The organism is Ancalomicrobiaceae bacterium S20, assembly GCA_040269895.1.
In the GTDB taxonomy this organism is placed as follows: Bacteria; Pseudomonadota; Alphaproteobacteria; order Rhizobiales; family Ancalomicrobiaceae; genus Methyloraptor; species Methyloraptor flagellatus.
The window spans coordinates 1,926,532-1,942,330 of sequence record CP158568.1 but is presented as its reverse complement, the minus strand read 5'-3'; the positions used below and the strand labels follow the sequence as shown (position 1 = coordinate 1,942,330).

14 protein-coding genes are annotated in these 15,799 nt (G+C 69.3%); 7 read left to right on the top strand and 7 right to left on the bottom strand.

The window, feature by feature from the left end; translation table 11 throughout:
- The first annotated feature begins 29 nt into the window (after positions 1-29).
- Positions 30-1,061 carry a DMT family transporter gene (locus tag ABS361_08915; protein XBY46857.1) on the top strand — a complete coding sequence of 344 codons (1,032 nt, stop codon included), beginning with the start codon at positions 30-32 and terminating at the stop codon, positions 1,059-1,061.
- An 86-nt stretch (positions 1,062-1,147) separates the two neighbouring features.
- Here the strand turns inward: ABS361_08915 and ABS361_08910 are convergent, their stop codons facing one another.
- Positions 1,148-1,669 (bottom strand): DinB family protein, encoded by a 522-nt coding sequence (locus ABS361_08910; GenBank protein XBY46319.1) that lies wholly within the window; start codon positions 1,667-1,669, stop codon positions 1,148-1,150.
- Positions 1,670-1,890: 221 nt separating this feature from the next.
- Here ABS361_08910 and recJ point away from each other — a divergent pair, with 221 nt between their 5' ends.
- The 5 genes from recJ (at position 1,891) to ABS361_08885 (ending at position 8,182) form a co-directional block, all read left to right on the top strand.
- Complete coding sequence (gene recJ, locus ABS361_08905) at positions 1,891-3,723, top strand: single-stranded-DNA-specific exonuclease RecJ (protein XBY46318.1); 1,833 nt, start codon at positions 1,891-1,893, stop codon at positions 3,721-3,723.
- A 102-nt stretch (positions 3,724-3,825) separates the two neighbouring features.
- The gene (locus ABS361_08900) at positions 3,826-4,035 is read left to right on the top strand and encodes a hypothetical protein (protein ID XBY46317.1); all 210 of its coding nucleotides are present in this window, start codon (positions 3,826-3,828) and stop codon (positions 4,033-4,035) included.
- Between the two features lie 483 nt (positions 4,036-4,518).
- Positions 4,519-6,582, top strand: coding sequence for a flagellar hook-length control protein FliK (locus ABS361_08895; GenBank protein XBY46316.1), 2,064 nt, complete (start codon positions 4,519-4,521; stop codon positions 6,580-6,582).
- Between the two features lie 7 nt (positions 6,583-6,589).
- Positions 6,590-6,856, top strand: coding sequence for an EscU/YscU/HrcU family type III secretion system export apparatus switch protein (locus tag ABS361_08890; protein ID XBY46315.1), 267 nt, complete (start codon positions 6,590-6,592; stop codon positions 6,854-6,856).
- A gap of 81 nt (positions 6,857-6,937) precedes the next feature.
- Positions 6,938-8,182: an alpha/beta hydrolase gene (locus tag ABS361_08885; GenBank protein XBY46314.1), complete on the top strand. Its 1,245-nt coding sequence runs from the start codon at positions 6,938-6,940 to the stop codon at positions 8,180-8,182.
- Between the two features lie 58 nt (positions 8,183-8,240).
- Here ABS361_08885 and ABS361_08880 read toward each other — a convergent pair whose 3' ends face one another.
- The 6 genes from ABS361_08880 to ABS361_08855 all read right to left on the bottom strand — a co-directional run bounded on the left by ABS361_08880 (position 8,241) and on the right by ABS361_08855 (position 14,801).
- Positions 8,241-9,206: a diguanylate cyclase gene (locus ABS361_08880; protein ID XBY46313.1), complete on the bottom strand. Its 966-nt coding sequence runs from the start codon at positions 9,204-9,206 to the stop codon at positions 8,241-8,243.
- Between the two features lie 102 nt (positions 9,207-9,308).
- On the bottom strand, positions 9,309-9,848 hold the full coding sequence (gene fae, locus ABS361_08875; GenBank protein ID XBY46312.1) for a formaldehyde-activating enzyme: 540 nt from the start codon (positions 9,846-9,848) through the stop codon (positions 9,309-9,311).
- Between the two features lie 136 nt (positions 9,849-9,984).
- A complete protein-coding gene (argE, locus tag ABS361_08870; protein XBY46311.1) occupies positions 9,985-11,148 on the bottom strand; it encodes an acetylornithine deacetylase in 1,164 nt (387 codons plus the stop codon).
- A gap of 221 nt (positions 11,149-11,369) precedes the next feature.
- The gene (locus ABS361_08865) at positions 11,370-12,983 is read right to left on the bottom strand and encodes a YfhO family protein (GenBank protein ID XBY46310.1); all 1,614 of its coding nucleotides are present in this window, start codon (positions 12,981-12,983) and stop codon (positions 11,370-11,372) included.
- Positions 12,956-13,750: a hypothetical protein gene (locus tag ABS361_08860; protein ID XBY46309.1), complete on the bottom strand. Its 795-nt coding sequence runs from the start codon at positions 13,748-13,750 to the stop codon at positions 12,956-12,958. The genes ABS361_08865 and ABS361_08860 overlap by 28 nt, the downstream gene beginning before the upstream one ends.
- Positions 13,740-14,801: a glycosyltransferase family 2 protein gene (locus ABS361_08855; protein ID XBY46308.1), complete on the bottom strand. Its 1,062-nt coding sequence runs from the start codon at positions 14,799-14,801 to the stop codon at positions 13,740-13,742. Before ABS361_08855 ends, ABS361_08860 begins: the two co-directional genes overlap by 11 nt.
- Here ABS361_08855 and ABS361_08850 point away from each other — a divergent pair.
- Positions 14,800-15,783, top strand: a complete 984-nt coding sequence (locus tag ABS361_08850) for a ChbG/HpnK family deacetylase (GenBank protein ID XBY46307.1) — start codon at positions 14,800-14,802, stop codon at positions 15,781-15,783. The two genes, ABS361_08855 and ABS361_08850, sit on opposite strands and share 2 nt — an antisense overlap.
- Positions 15,784-15,799: the final 16 nt, after the last annotated feature.

Below are 15,799 nucleotides of genomic sequence, written 5' to 3'. Positions count from 1 at the left end.
TTGCGGCAAAAAGACGAGGAAAACGAGCAATGAATGGTGCAAGAGGCTGGCTCGACGGCTTCATCGGTGTTCTGATTTTCAGTGCATCGTTGCCGGCAACGAAGATCGCCGTGTCCGGTTTTGCGCCACTGTTCCTGACCAATGCGCGTGCAGCGATCGCAGGAATTCTGGCCGCTGGGGCGCTGCTGCTGCTCGGTGAGCGCCGTCCGGACCGCGCGGATTTGTGGGCTCTAGCCGCGACCGGGCTCGGCGTCGTGATCGGCTTTCCGTTGCTGACTGCTTTCGCCCTGCAGCACATCACCTCGGCGCAGTCGGTCGTCTTCATCGGCCTGTTGCCGCTGAGCACGGCCGTCTTCGCGGTCCTGCGCGGCGGCGAGCGGCCGCGGCCGGCCTTCTGGGCGTTCGCCCTCGTCGGCGCCGCCCTGGTCGTCGGCTTTGCATTGGCCGGGCTCAGGGCAGGGGTTGGACTTGGCTCGGCGGGAACGGAACCGGCGACCCTCGGGTCGGTGGGTTCCGGCGTGGAGCACGCGGCGGACGGTTTGGCGCGCATGGCCGGTTCGGGAGCGGGGTCGGGCGCCTCTTCGGCCGGGCCGACAACCCCCGTCGGTGTGGGACTGCGTCCGGGCGCGGACCCGCTCGTCGGCGCCGCGCTGATGCTCGGTGCGATCCTCGCCTGCGGTTTCGGCTATGCGGAGGGCGCGCGCCTGTCGCGCCGGCTGGGCGGCTGGCAGGTGATCTGCTGGGCGCTGGTCATCGCGCTGCCGCTGGTTCTGCCGCTGGCGCTCGGGCTGATGCCGACCGGCCTCGGCGCCGTCCCGCCCTCCGCCTGGGCCGGGCTCGGCTATGTCTCGATCTTCTCGATGCTGATCGGTTTCGTGTTCTGGTATCGCGGCCTCGCCGGCGGCGCCGCGGCGGTTGGACAGCTGCAGCTCCTGCAGCCGTTCTTCGGCCTTGTGCTCTCCGCCGTACTGCTCGGCGACGCGGTCACCCCGGCGATGCTCGTCGTCACGCTCGGCATCGTCGCCTGCGTCGCCGGCGCCAAGCGCTTCGCCGCTCGGTGACGCGGCGGCGGTGACGGTGTGGCCGGGCGTCGGCATTCGCCGCCCGGCCACCGGTTCGGTTCAGGAGCGAATGAGCGCGCGGCCGGTCACGCGACGGCGGCGCTCGCCTGCATCCGTCGCGCAGGCTCGGCCCGATGCAGATGCCCCGCGAAGACGTCCCGCTCGCTCGCGGCACCGACACCCGGCAGCAGTCGGCCGATCTCGCCGCGATGATAGCCGGCATGGGTGACGACATGGGCCAGGATCTCGGCGCGCGTCATCCGCCCGGCCTGCCCGTCGGTGAAGGTGAAGGCGACCGGCTCGTCGAGGGTGGCGGGATCGCTCGCGGCGACATGATCGACATACCAGCGGTCGGTCGCGCGGATCGCCTCGGCGAGCGTGGCGATGGGCGGCACGGGCGGCGCCTCGGCCGTATAACCATGGGCGACGCCGGTCAGATGGGCGCGGAAGATCCGGTCGACGACGTGGATGTGGTTCAGGAGCCGCAGGGCCTTCGCGTGGTCGGTCGGGTCGGCGGTGTCCGCGCAGGCGCGCACGGCATCGAGCAATGCGTCATCGGCCGCCGCCTTGTAGCGGACGAGCGAAAGGAGCAGCGATTTCAGGATCAAGGAAGCCTCCACGAGGCTGCCGCGGGACGGCGCTCCGCCGAAATGTCGAGCAGGCCGTCGAGGGCGCAGTGATTTTTATGGCCGGCCGATGGTCCGTCAAGAGCCGCGGGATCGACCCGAGCGCCTCACCGCGGGCCGCTTTACGCTGCCTCAAGTCCGGTATCCGGCAGGCGGCTGCCGATCGCTCCCCGCCGCCGCGGAAAATCCGCTAGAATCGCGCCATGACTTTCCAGCGATTCTCCGGCTTTGCCGAGGACGACGCGGCGCGCGCGGTCCTCGGTGTCGAGCGTTCGGCGACCGGCCGGCCCTGGCGCGACCGGCTCGATACGTCCGGCGCGGCGGCGGCGCTTGCCATGGTGCAACGGCACGACCTGCCGGATCTCGTCGCGCGCGTGCTCGCCGGCCGCGGCGTTGGCATCGATGCGGCGCTCGCCTTCCTCGATCCGACCATCAAGGATCTGATGCCGGATCCCGCGACGCTGACCGACATGGGCGCCGCCGTCGAGCGCATCGCCGATGCGGTCCGGACCGGCGAGCGCATCGCGATCTTCGCCGACTACGACGTCGACGGCGCGACCAGCGCCGCCGTGCTCGCGCGCTACCTGCGCCAGGTCGGCGCCGATCCCGAGATCTACATCCCCGATCGCCTGATCGAGGGCTATGGCCCGAACTCCGAGGCCTTGAAGACGCTCGCCGGCCGCGGCGCCCGGCTGCTCGTGACGCTCGATTGCGGCACGACCAGCCACGAGGCGCTGGAAACGGCGGCGAAGATCGGGCTCGACACCGTCGTGGTCGATCACCATCAGGTCGGCGCGAGCCTGCCGTCGGCGGTCGCGATCGTGAACCCGAACCGCCACGACGATCTGTCCGGCCTCGGCCATCTGGCCGCCGTCGGCGTGACCTTCCTGACCGTCGTGGCGCTCAATCGGGTCTTGCGCGCCCGCGGCGCGTTCCGTGGCCGGGCCGAACCGAACCTGCTCGAGCTGCTCGATCTGGTCGCGCTCGGCACCGTCGCGGACGTCGTGCCGCTCGTCGGGCTGAACCGCGCCTTCGTGGTGAAGGGGCTCGCCGCCGCGCGCGGGCGCCGCAATGCCGGCCTTGCTGCGCTCGCCGACGTCGCACGCCTGTCCGGCCCGGTCTCGCCCTATCACCTCGGTTTCATGATCGGCCCGCGCATCAATGCCGGCGGCCGCATCGGCGACGCCGCGCTCGGCGCGCGCCTGCTCGCCACCGACGATCCGGTCGAGGCCGAGCGCATCGCGGCCGAGCTCGATACGCTGAACAAGGAGCGGCAGGCGATCGAGGCCGGCATGCTGGCGGAAGCCGACGCGCAGGTCTTCGCCGCCCATGGCGATCAGCCGCCGGCGGTGGTGGTCGCCCATGCCGAGACCTGGCATCCGGGCATCGTCGGCCTCATCTCGGCGCGGCTGAAGGAGCGGCTGCGGCGCCCGGCCTTCGCGATCTCGTTCGATCGCGGCAGCCACGGCACCGGCTCGGGCCGCTCGATCCCCGGCGTCGATCTCGGCGCCGCCGTGCGTGCCGCGGTCGAAGCCGGGATCCTGGTCAAGGGCGGCGGTCATGCGATGGCGGCCGGTCTCACGGTGGCGCGCGACCGGCTCGACGACCTGACCGCATTTCTCGAAGCGCGCCTGAGCGATCCGGTCGCGGCGGCGAGTGCGCATGTGGCCTTGAAGGTCGATGGCGCCTTGTCGGCCGGGGCGGCGACGCGCGCCTTCGTCGAGATGATCGAGAAGGCCGGCCCCTATGGCTCGGGCCATTCCGAGCCGGTCTTCGCCTTCCCGGCCCATCGCATCACCTTCGCCGATACGGTCGGCAGCGGCCATGTGCGGCTGCAGCTCGCGGCGGGTGACGGCTCGACCCTGAAGGCCATCGCCTTCCGCGCCGCCGACGAGCCGCTCGGCCGCGCCATCCTCGGTGCGCGCGGTCGGCCGTTGCATGTGGCCGGCTACCTCGGGCTGGACCACTGGCAAGGTGATGCAAGAGTGCAACTGCGCGTCGCCGATGTGGCCGAGACGGGCACGAGGCCCTTGTGATGCCCAGCTTTTCCGGTTCGTTGCTCACCGAGATTCAGAAATCGGTAAGCAACCGAAGGCGATGCTCGGAAGGTCGGAGCTTTGAAATTCGAGGGCGGAAATATGTCGTTCGTGAGTGATACGGGTTCGGTCGTCGGGACGGCTCTCGCTGGGACTTCGCTGGGCGGAACGGCTCTGGGTGCCGATACGGCGGCGGCTCCGGCCAAGCCGGAGGTGGCGGCGGCGGATTTGCGGCGCGTGCGCTTCGCGCTCGGCCTGATCGTGGTGCTGGCCGGCCTCGACGCGCTGTTCTATCTGGCGAGGCTCTTCTGATCCGAGCCGATCGGACGCCTGCAACAAGCCCGGGTCCTGCCCGGGCTTTTTTGTGCCCCGACCCGTCCGTGACACAAACAGGGAAGCCCCCGAGCGCGGGCGCACGAGGGGTTGAGCGGATCACCTGATCCCTTTGGCGATGATGCTATAAGCCGCGCGGCCGGGCCGACGAGGGCGCGGCGGCGGATACGGAGCGGCAGGAGCGCGGCGACCTCGCCACGTCGTCGGACGAGATCTCGCTGAAAGGCCGGCCTTCAGGACAGGCTGAAGCCGATCGCGGCCATGCCGAGAAGGCACAGAATCAGGCCGAAATCGAAGGCGCTGGGCGCAGACAAATGACCGAGAACGCGCTTGAACTCTTGCACGGCGACGCTCGTTCGATAAGGGGAAGGCAGCCGGCGACGGCCGGCAGCGGCACCTATAGGCGCCTTCTGCGAACATAATGTAAAAACGGCGTGGAAAGTTCAGCAAGTCGTTCGAAATTTGCAGTGCGCACGAATTCTGTGCAGCCATTGCGCACGACTTCTGCGCAAACGCATTCCGCAAGGGCACCCGGCCGCGCATGGGGGCGCCGGGATCCCGCGATCTCGCCCCTTCCAAGCGACGCTTGCTCGGCTACACTTCATGCAATCCGTGGCGCCGGGCTCGTCCGGCGCCCCTCGGCGAGGGGGAGCGGCTGAGGTGGCCATCGAACCGGTCGAAGCGGTCTTCGCGCGCACGCTCGCGGTGCTCGGCGAGGGCAATCCGACGCTCGCCGCCGGCCGCGTGATCGAGGCGCGCGTCATCGCGCTCGAGAACGCGCTCGCCACGCTCGCGACCCGCTTCGGTACGCTGTCCGCCGATCTGACCGGCGCAACGGGCGCGGCGCTCGCACCCGGCGATACCTTGCGGCTGTCGGTCGGCGCATCTGACGAGGGTGGTCTGCCGGTGCTGACCATCCTGGCGCCGTCCGCCGGCGACAAGCCGGTAGCCGCCGGGCCGACGGCGGCCGACCTCGGCGCGGCACTGGCCGATGCGGTCGGTCGCGCGGCCGCCCGGCAGGACAGTCTGGCGCCCGCCTTCGCCGCGGCGCAGGCCCTGGCGCAGGCGAAGGGCGCCGGGGTGCCCGACGCGGTCCGGGCGCTGGCCGCCCGCATTGTCGGTACGCGTCTCGGCGACGGCAAGATCGACGCCGCCACCGTGCGCAGCGCCTTCCTGAACTCGGGCGTGTTCCTGGAGGCCAAGCTCGCCGATGGCGCGTCCGCCCCGGCGACCACACAGGATCTCAAGGCCGCCTTCGCGGGATTGAAAACGGCCATTGAAGCCTGGATCGGCCGGGCCGCCGTCGGTGGCGCGGGGCCGACGGCCGGCGCATCGGCCGGTGCCGGTGCCGGGGCCGCTGTGTCTGTTGCAGGCGGCGGTGCCGGATCGGGGAGCAGCGCGGCGGTCGTTGGGGCGGGCAACGGGGTTGCGGCCGCCGACAAGACAGCCGCGTCGGCGGCGACCCAGCCCGCCGCCGAAAATGCACCGCAATCGCCGGCGGATCTGCGGGCCGCCGCAGCCGCGGCGGCCTATGCCGGAGCGCGCCGGCCGGGCCTCGCCGCGCTCGCGGGCGCGCCCCAGCCGGCTGCCGGAACCGCATCTCCCGGTGCCGCCACCGATGCGGCGCTCGGTGCCGCCGGTCGCAGCCCCGGTCAGTCCGGCGGCGTTGTTCCTGCCGGTGCGCAGTCGAGCAACGTCGCTCCAGCCGCTGTTGGCGCTGGCGCGGCCCAACCGATCGATCTCGATGGCGCACCTCTGGCCGCAACGTCGCCCGGCATTGTGCCGGCGGCCGGGCAGCCCGGCGCTGCCGGGCGAGGGCTCGATCCGGCCGCGCTCCTCGGCAGCGGCGACGACGGTGCTGCCAAGGCCGGCCTCGACCCGAACGCGGCCGGCGGTCGCCCGGCGAACGACGACCCGGCCGGTCCGGGCGCCGCGCGTGCCGAGGCGCCCCGGCGCGGCCAGCCGCTGCACGGTCAGCCGCCGGCAGCGCTCGACCCGGCCATCACCGCCGATCCGAAGCGCCTCGGCGCCCATGCGGCCGAGGCGGCCGAGAGCGCGGTCCAGCGGATCGTCCTCGAACAATATGCCTCGATCGATCCGGCCAAGCTGTCCGGCCAGCCGCGCGATGCCGACCAGGTTCGGCAGACCGGCCGGGAGTGGACCTTCGAGGTGCCGATCGCCGCCCGCGACGGCACGGCGATGATGCAGGTGCGCGTCGAGCGCGACGGCCGCGGCCGTTCCGGTCCGGAAGCGCCGGGCGAGCCGACCATCCGTGTCCGCTTCTCGATCGACATGGAACCGATCGGCGCGGTGCACGCCCGGATCGGCTTTTCCGGCGGCCGGCTGGCGATCGGCCTCTGGGCCGAGCGCCCGGAAGTCGCCGCAGCGCTCGGCGCCGAGGTCGGCGATCTGCGCGGCGCGCTCGAGGCCGCCGCGCTACCGGTCGACGAGATCCGGCTCGCCGCCGGCACGCCGCCGCGTGACGAGGTGAAGCCCTCGACGCGCATCGTCGATCTCAGCTTGTGAGGCGCCGATGAGCGAGCCAGACAAGCCCCGCATCGCCGTCGCGCTCCGCTATGAGGCGCCCGCCGCGCCGCGCGTGGTCGCCAAGGGGCGCGGCGCGATCGCCGACGCGATTCTCGACAAGGCGGCGGCGAGCGGTGTGGTGATCGAGCAGAACCCCTTGCTTGCCACCGCGCTGAGCTCGGTCGATCTCGACGCGGAAATCCCCGAGGAGCTTTACCGGGCCGTGGCCGAGGTGATCGCCTTCGTGTTGCGGGCCGCGCGCGCAAAACCTTGAACGTGTCATGCTCCGCCTCTACGAAGGAGGAGCCTCGAACGTCGCGGGCGTGGGATGATGTCGGGGCAACGGAGTGGATACATGCACCGACTGTTGCGGATCCGCCATCTGGCGCTGTTCGCGGGTCTCGGTCTCGCGGGCTGTGCGGGCCATGCCGAGGGCGTGATGGCGCCGCAGGCGCGCTGCGCCGCCCCGGCGAACTGCATCGACATGATCGTGGTCACCAACCGCCTGCGCGACCACAACCGCGCCAAGCTCTACAACGGAGAGCGCGCCCACGGCGTGGAACTGACCGAGATCGAGATCTCGATCCCGCCGAAGGGTGCCCGCAAGATCGGCGAGGTCAACTGGCCTCAGCAATTGCCCGGCAACCCGGCGACCGACTTCGTCACCACCAATGTCGTCGCCAACATGACCCGCCCGGCGGCCGAGGCGCGCTTCGCCTCGCTCGCCGCCAAGCACAAGGGCCGCGTGTTGGTCTTCGTGCATGGCTACAACACCAAGTTCGAGGAAGCGGTCTATCGCTTCGCGCAGTTCGCAAACGATACAGGCGATGTCGCTGCACCGATCCTGTTCACCTGGCCGTCGCGCGGCCGGCTGCTCGACTACGGCTACGATCGGGAGAGCGCGAATTTCTCGCGTGACATGCTGGAGGAGGGGCTGCAGGCCCTGCAGCGCAATCCGAGCGTCCGCGAGATCACGCTGGTGGCGCACTCGATGGGCAACTGGGTTGCGGTCGAGGCGCTTCGCCAGATGGCGATCCGCAACAAGCGGCTGGTGCCGAAGCTGAAGAACGTCGTGCTCGCGGCCCCCGACCTCGACACCGACGTCTTCCGCAAGCAGATGGCGGAGATCCCGCAGCCGCATCCGACCATCACCGTGCTGATCTCGCGCGACGACCGCGCACTCGGCTTCTCGACCAAGGTCTGGGGCGCCGGCACCCGGCTCGGCGCGCTCGGCGCCGATCCGCGCGACGCGACGGTCATGGCCGAGCTGGTCAAGGAAGGCATCCGTCCGATCGACATCACCGGGGTCGAGGCGACCGATCCGGCGCGCCATGGACGCTTTGCGGAATCCCCGGAGATCGTGCAGGCGATCGGCGTCGGCATGATCGAGGGCGACCGCTCGATGGGCACGGGTCAGGCCAGTGTCGGCGACCGGCTCGGCACGATCGTGACTGGCGTCACCGGCGCGGTCGGCAACACCGCGGCCGCCATCGTCACGGCGCCGGCGGCGATCGTCGATGCCAACTCGCGCGAAGGTTTCGGAGATCGGATCCAGCAGGTCGGCGGATCGCTGTCGAGTGTCGCGACGGGGACGCGCTGAACCGAAGGCGATGAAGGAAGAGGCCGCGGTCGGAGGATCCGGCGTCCGCGTGCCGAGATCAGGCGGGCAGGCAGATCACGCGGTCGCGGCCCGCCGCCTTGGCGGAATAGACCGCCATGTCGGCGCGGACGATCGCCACCGACACCGTCGGCTCGGAAGAAGCGACCGTCGACACGCCGACCGAGCTGGTGATGCGCGCGCACCGGCCCGCGAGATCGAGTTCGATCCCGGCGATCGCCCGACGCAGGGCCTCGGCGGTCGCCACGGCGCTCTCAACGGTGCTGTTCGATAGCAGGATCACGAACTCCTCGCCGCCGTGCCGGGCGAGGACGTCGTCCGCTCCGATCACCTCCTGCATCGCGCGCGCCGCGGCACCCAGCACGAGGTCGCCGCCGGCATGGCCGAAACGGTCGTTGATCGACTTGAAATGGTCGAGGTCGACCATGAGCACAGCGAGCGGCTGGCCGGAGGCCCGGGCGGCCCGGCATTTCTCCTCGGCGATCTGCATGAAGGCGCGGCGGTTGATGATCCCGAGCAGCGGATCGAGATTGGCGAGCCGCGCCAGTTCCCTGTTCGCCCGGCGCAACTCCTCGGTCCGCTCCTGCACCGCCGCCTCTAGATCGAGCTGCCGGAGCTTGCGCTCGGTGACGTCGGTGAAGGTGAAGACGTAGCCGAATCCCGCAACCGGATTACCGACCACCTCGACATACATGCCGTTCGGGCGCAGCCGTTCGAGCCGATATCGACTGCGCGACTCGATCACGCTCTCACGCTGCCGGACCAGCTCGTCGCGGTCGCCGTCGCCGTATTCCCCGGCCTCGGCCAGATAGCGGTGCAGACGGCGGGTCGTACTGCCGGGCCGCACGAGCGCCGGCGGGAGCTTGAACAGGCCGCAAAACTGGGGGTTGGTGTAGGCAATCCGATGCTGACCGTCCACGAGCAGGACGGCCTGGTCGATGTTGGTGAGAGCGCCGACGAGAAGGTGGATCTCGTCGGAACTCGCTTTGGTCGCTACGGAAACCATGCGACGACGTTATAGGTCGGCGCTGAAGGAAACGTTACGGCAGGTCAACAAATTGACCGCGCCGGCCGACGCGATATCCGCCCTCGGCCGGCTTGTCAGTTTTCAGTAATCGATGACGCCGTCGAGCGCGTAGTGCTTCACCGTCTTGCGGTTGGCGATCAGCGTGTCGATCGACGGCTCGTTCTTCATCGCGCGCGCGATGGCGAGCTTGGTCGCCTCGTAGTTGGTGCGATAGAGGTCTTGCTTGTCGAGGTTCGGATCTTCCGCGGTGCGCGGATCGAGCCAGACCATGATGATCATGCACAGATCGTCGAGGCCGTCCTTCGGCAGGATGCCTTCGATGATGCAGTCGATGATGGCGTCGCCGGTCGCGCCCTGCACGACGCCGCCGAGCAGGTTGACGTATTCGAGCGACTGGATCGTCGCCTTGGTCGTCATCATGGTCGCCGGGCGGACCTGCTGGTTGAGGTCGCGCACGACGAACATGCGGGTGTGGCCCTGGACCTGCCCCATCATCGAGGCGAAGGCCTGGCCGACCGGACCGCGGACCGAACCGATCAGCACTTCGGGCATCGCGTCCGTGACCTGGCCATCGGCGGCCAGCACAGTGGCCTCGCCGGTGCGGAACCAGATGTCGCTCATGAAAGAAGTCTCCGTTCAGGACAGGGATGGATGGGGCCGGATGGCCTCGGGGAGAGCGGATTAGCACGGTCCGGCCGCGGCCGATTGTCCGCCGCCGACAGACACGGCGCGGCATTCCGCCGCCGCGATGCCGCGATCAGGCGATCTCACAGTGGCGGATCAGGTGATCGATGAAGGTGCCGCAGCGGTCGAGCTCGGCCTTTTCGATCCATTCGTCGGGCGTATGGGCCTGCGCGATCGCGCCGGGGCCGACCACCACCGCCGGAATCCCGGCCATCGCGACGAACAGGCCCGCCTCGGTCCCGTAGGCGACCTTGGCGTGGTCGTTGCGGCCGGCGAAGCGCTTCGACAGCGCGACCACGTCCTCCTCCGGCGCCGTGTCGAAACCCGGCATGCCGGTGATCAGCTCGATCTCGATGCCGGTGGCCGGATCGATCGCCTTCATCCACGGCTCGATCACGTCGCGGGCATAGGCGCGGAGCTCGTCCTCGAGCGGCTTGTGGTCGTCGCCGGGCAGCATGCGGAACTCGAACACGAAGCTGCAGGCCTCCGGCACGATGTTGAGGATCGTGCCGCCCTGGATCGTGCCGGTATGCGCGGTCGAATGCTGGATGTCATAGAGCGGGTCGCGCCGTCCCTCGCGCTCGAGCCGCTTCTCGATCGCCTTGATGGCGAGGATCAGTTCGGCTGCCGCGTCGATCGCGTTGACGCCGCGCGGCGCCAGCGACGAGTGGCAGGGCCGGCCGGTGACCGTGGCGCGGTAGTTGTGCTTGCCCTTGTGGGCGACGACCACCTGCATCGAGGTCGGCTCGCCGACGAAGCAGCCGAGCGGCGTCGCCGGCGCCAGTTCGTCGATCTTCTCGAGCGCGTAGCGCACGCCGATGCAGCCGACTTCCTCGTCATGGCTGAAGCAGAGGTGGATCGGCCGGGCGAGCTTCGCCGCGACCATGTCCGGCACCTTGGCGAGACACACCGCGAGGAAGCCCTTCATGTCGGTGGTGCCGCGGCCATAGAGGCGACCGTTCTCCTCGGTCAGCTCGAACGGATTGCGTGTCCAGGCCTGACCGTCGACCGGCACCACGTCGGTGTGGCCGGAGAGCACGTAGCCGGCGACGTCCTTCGGGCCGATCGTCGCCCAGAGATTGGCCTTGCGGCCGGTCGGGTCGTAAGTCCGCGTCGACGCGGTGCCGTGGCGCCCGAGATAGTCCTCGACCCACTCGATCAGCGGAATGTTCGAGTTGCGGCTGGTCGTGTCGAAGGAGACGAGATTGGCGAGGATCTCGGTCGCGAGGTCGGTCATCGGGTCACGCGGCACTGCTCGGGGATTCTGAAGACCCGACCCTAGCCGTCCCTGCTGCGCCGCGAAAGGGGCTTGCCCCGCCGCTAGTGGCTCGATCGAGACGGATGGATCCCATCCGTCTCGTGAATCCGAACCACTAACTTATTGACGTTGTGGTCAAATCAATCTGATGCTTGCAGGATGCAAGCGTCAGATTTTGACCACTAGGGCGGGGCAGGCCGTCAGGGCAGGTACTTCGCCTTCAGATCCGCGATCGCGCCGCGGAACGGATGGAAGGTGAACACCAGCGTATGCTTGCCGGCCGGCACCTTGACCGCCCGGAACAGGACGTTGGCCTTCTCGATCGGTGCGTCCCGGCCGTCGACGGTCGCACCCCACCAGCGATGATAGACGTCGTTGAGCACGATCCAGCCTTCGACCGGCGCATCGACGGCGATCTCGACCGTGGCGTTGTGGTAGGCGGTGATCGCCACGGCCTTGGTCAGATCCGTGCCCTCGGGCGCCGGGGCACCGCCGACCGGCGCGCCGGCGCCGAGCAGAACCGTCTTGCGCGGATCGAAACCCTCCGGCCACTGGCCGGTCTTGATGATCTGGTCGAAGTCGGCCGTCGCCGCCTGCGGCACGAACAGCACGCGCGGCAGCGTGTTCGGGTTTTCGTAGATCCACGAACCCTCGAAATGCGCGACCTCGTGCACCTGCCGGCTCGACGCCTGCGGATCGATCTGCGCAAGCGGAACGCCGATCGCGATGTAGCGCAGGCCGAGCATGTCGGCGAGCAGCGAGTCGTAGTTCGGCATCAGGGCCGAGAACACGCGCTGCTGCGGCAGTGCCACGTGGTCCTCGGCGCCGGTCGCCTGTGCGTAGGACTTGATCCGCAGCGGGTTGTAGCCGAGCGTGTTGTCGAGCCGGTGGATCATGCTGGCGTTCGGCCAGTGGAAGCCGAGACCGACCAGCTCGACGCGGTCGCGCACCGTCGGGCTCTGATCGCGGGCGGTGGCTTCCTTCAGGAAGCGGATGGTCGGATCGTCGGTGTCCTGCCGGATCGCGTTGAACATTTCCGACGGATAGGCGGTCGACTCGTTCGGCGCGTTGTTGATGTGCAGGTCGACGGCGGTGAAGGCGACGAACAGGCCGATCGTGACGACCGCGAGCCGCGAGCCGAGCCGGCGGCCGAGGATCATCAGCCCGACCGCGACCAGCGTGAAGCCCATCGCAACCAGCGTCGGCTTGATCGCGACAGCGACGCGATCGGCATGCAGCGCGAAGGCGGTCGGCAGCGCGACGAACACGATCGCGGCGAGGATCCACTGCGCGACCCGCGTCGCGCGGCTCGCCGGCGCGACCTCGCCGGAAATCCAGCGGTGCGCGCAGTAGCCGCCGAGCATGCTGATCGCGAAGCCGATCATGAAGGTCGCGTCGGCCGGCCGGCGGTAGATCTTCACGCCCGGCAGGAAGTCGTACATGAGCCGGAACGCCGGTGTGTACCAGCCGAAGGCATAGAGCACGAACAGCACGCCGAAGATCGTGAAGAACACGATCTCGCGCCGGAGCAACTCGCCGCGCACGATGCCGAGGAACAGGATCGCCGCGATCGGGATCGCGCCGGCATAGAAGGCGCCCATGTTTTGGGCGAGATAGATGTCGGTGACGCCGAAGGCCTCGCTCGGCGGGCCCCAGTAGTCGACCTCCTGCGCACCTTGACCGAACAGGTCGGAGATCGCCGCGGTGATCATCGAGGCCGGATGCAGCGAACCGCGACCGGCGCCGATGAAGTCGATTTCCGGCCGGTTCGATTCGCCGAGCAGGATCACCGACAGCGCCACGGGCACGGCCACGACGAGCAGCGCGGCGACACCGCCGGCGACGAGCGGCGGCAGCGCCCCTTGAGCCGGCTGACGCGGCCCGGCGCGCCGAACAATTCCACCAGCGCATAGGCGGCCAGCATATAGAGGCCGAGCAGCGCGATCTGGTCGCGGCCGGCAGCCATGAAGGCAGCGGCGACGCCGGCGAGGATGCCATTGACAAAGGACCGGCGCTCGATCGCGCGGGCGAGGAAGAACAACACGATCGGCAGCAGCGCGAGGCTCATCACCTGCCCGGTGTGCTGCACGCGCCAAGCGGCCGCGCCGCCGAAGGTGAACGACAACGCCGCCACGGCACCGGCCGCCGTGGCCCAGCCGCGATCGCGGAAATAGCCGAGCAGCGCGAGGCCGCCGAGGCCGAGCGCGACATAGACGGTCGCGTCCATCGCCACGAAGCTCGGCGCCGCGTCGATCAGCGACAGCACCATGAAGGCCGGCACGAAGATCAGCGACTGCGGGTCGGCGATCTGCGGCCAGCCGGCGAAGATGTAGGGGTTCCAGAGGAAGCTCTCGCCGCGATGGATCGAGTCGGCGAGGAAGTCGAGTTGCGCCTGGAAATGCGCCTTGGCGTCCCACGGCACCGTGAAGCGGCCGGAGATCCAGGGCCAGGCAACGTAGGTCCAGGCCGCGGCCAGGAACAGGACCGTGATCACGAGCAGCACGAGCGAGCGCGCCCGGCCTGCCGCGCCCGCCGCGGCCCCTTCGGCCTGCGGCGCGCTTGAACCGCGATCAGCCGGCATGGTCGGTGGCCTGCGCGTCGAGGCCGCCGGCCTGCTCGACGGTCGCCTGCTCGATGCCGGTTTCGGCCGCGCGCGGATGGGCCGGCGGCTCGTCGAAGCCGACGGCCTCCTGCACGAAGTAGAGCGGCCGGCGCTTCACTTCCGAGAACACGTGGCCGAGGTACTCGCCGATGATGCCGAGGCCGATCAGCTGCACGCCGGCCGACAGCAGCACCGCGACGATGATCGAGGGATAGCCCGGAACGTCGGCACCGAAAATCAGCGTGCGCAGGATGACATAGGCGCCGTAGAGCAGCGCGACCGCCGACACGACGCCGCCGATGTAGGTCCAGATCCGGAGCGGCAGCGTGCCGAACGAAGTGATCGCGTTGGTCGCGAGCCGCAGCAGCTTCAGGAAGCCCCACTGCGAGGTGCCGGCGTGGCGCTCCTCGATGTGCACCGAAATCGTCGTGGTGCGGAACCCGGCCCAGGACAGGAGGCCGCGGTTGAAGCGATTGCGCTCCGGCATGGCCAGGAACGCATCGACGACCTTGCGGTCGATGGCGAGGAAATCGCCGGTCTCGCGGTCGATCTTCACCTCGCTCATCATGTCAAAGAGCTTGTAGAAGCCGTGGCTGAACGCGCGGCGCGCCAAGCTGCCGCGATCGAAGTTCATGCGCCGGGCGAACACGACCGCATAGCCCTTGGTCCAGGGCTCGAGCAGTGCCGGGATCGACTCCGGCGGGTGCTGCAGGTCGCTGTCCATCAGCACGACGACCCGGCCCGAGGTGCGACCGAGGCCGGCGGTGACCGCGATCTCCTTGCCGAAATTGCGCGACAGGCTGACCACCTTCAGGCCCGGCACGGTGGCGCGATAGGCCTTGAGCTTGTCGAGCGTGTCGTCGGTCGAGCCGTCGTCGACGGTGATGATCTCGTAGGGCAGGCCGAGCGCGGTCAGGGCCGGGGTCAGGCGTTCGAACAGGCGCTGGAGCCCGCGCGATTCGTTGCGCATCGGCAGCACGACGCTCACGACCGGTGCGGTCGCGCTACGCGACGCCTCATCGACCGACATGGACCTTTTCCTTTCCTTGGTGCCCTCGACCGTAGTAAGCCGATGGCCGATCCGAAATGTGACGATCGGCGCGCGAAAGACGTGCACGCCGAGGGACGAAACGTCAATCCCGTCGCGGAGATCCGAGACGCGCATGAACCACGGTCGCATCATTCTCTGCATCGATGACTTCGGTCTGTCCGAAGGTATCGACGAAGCCGTCATCGCGTTGATCGACGACGGGCGAATGACCGCGACCAGCGTCATGGTGGGCGGCCCGACTGCCGAACAGAATGCCGCGCGCCTCCTCGCGCGCGCCGATCTGGCCGACATCGGCCTGCACCTGACGCTGACCGACCTCGCGCCGCTCGGGGCCATGCCCGGCTTCGCACCGCAAGGTGTTCCGCCGCGCCTCGGCCCCCTCGTTGCGAAGGGTGTCGCAATGTTGCTGCCGTATTCGGAGATCAAGGCCGAGATCGGGCGGCAAATCGACCGTTTCGAAGCATTGTTCGGCCGCGCTCCGGATCACGTCGACGGCCACCAGCACGTCCACCTGCTGCCGCAGGTCCGCAACGCGCTGATGGCGCATTTCGACAGCGGAAGACTGCGCGCCGACCGCACTTATGTTCGCAGTTGCGCCGAGCCGATGGCACGCATCGTCCGGCGCGGCATCGAGGTGCCGAAGACGGCGTTCCTGTCGCTGCTCGCGGGCGGTCTGGTGCGGGAATGCGCCGCGCGCGGCATCCGGACCAACGACAGCTTTCGCGGCGTGACCGCGTTCCGGACCGACCGGCCGTTCGGCGAAACGTTCCGGCTGTTCCTCGATGCCGGCGGCCGGGTACCGCTCGCCATGTGCCATCCGGCAATCGGCGGTCCGTTCCACGCGACCGACCCGATCGGTGCGGCGCGCATGCACGAATTCGCCTATTACGCCGGCCCGGCCTTCGCGGCCGATCTGACGGCAGCCGGCATGAAGCCCGCGCGAATGCGCGATTTCTCATGAACGCGCGAATGCGCGA

Coding starts and splice junctions, on each gene's coding strand:
- ABS361_08900 (XBY46317.1), top strand. CDS start 3,826: ATGTCGTTCGTGAGTGATACGGGTTCGGTCGTCGGGACGGCTCTCGCT.
- ABS361_08915 (XBY46857.1), top strand. CDS start 30: ATGAATGGTGCAAGAGGCTGGCTCGACGGCTTCATCGGTGTTCTGATT.
- ABS361_08860 (XBY46309.1), bottom strand. CDS start 13,750: ATGCCGGCTGATCGCGGTTCAAGCGCGCCGCAGGCCGAAGGGGCCGCG.
- fae (XBY46312.1), bottom strand. CDS start 9,848: ATGAGCGACATCTGGTTCCGCACCGGCGAGGCCACTGTGCTGGCCGCC.
- argE (XBY46311.1), bottom strand. CDS start 11,148: ATGACCGACCTCGCGACCGAGATCCTCGCCAATCTCGTCTCCTTCGAC.
- ABS361_08885 (XBY46314.1), top strand. CDS start 6,938: ATGCACCGACTGTTGCGGATCCGCCATCTGGCGCTGTTCGCGGGTCTC.
- ABS361_08855 (XBY46308.1), bottom strand. CDS start 14,801: ATGTCGGTCGATGAGGCGTCGCGTAGCGCGACCGCACCGGTCGTGAGC.
- ABS361_08850 (XBY46307.1), top strand. CDS start 14,800: ATGGACCTTTTCCTTTCCTTGGTGCCCTCGACCGTAGTAAGCCGATGG.
- recJ (XBY46318.1), top strand. CDS start 1,891: ATGACTTTCCAGCGATTCTCCGGCTTTGCCGAGGACGACGCGGCGCGC.
- ABS361_08890 (XBY46315.1), top strand. CDS start 6,590: ATGAGCGAGCCAGACAAGCCCCGCATCGCCGTCGCGCTCCGCTATGAG.
- ABS361_08880 (XBY46313.1), bottom strand. CDS start 9,206: ATGGTTTCCGTAGCGACCAAAGCGAGTTCCGACGAGATCCACCTTCTC.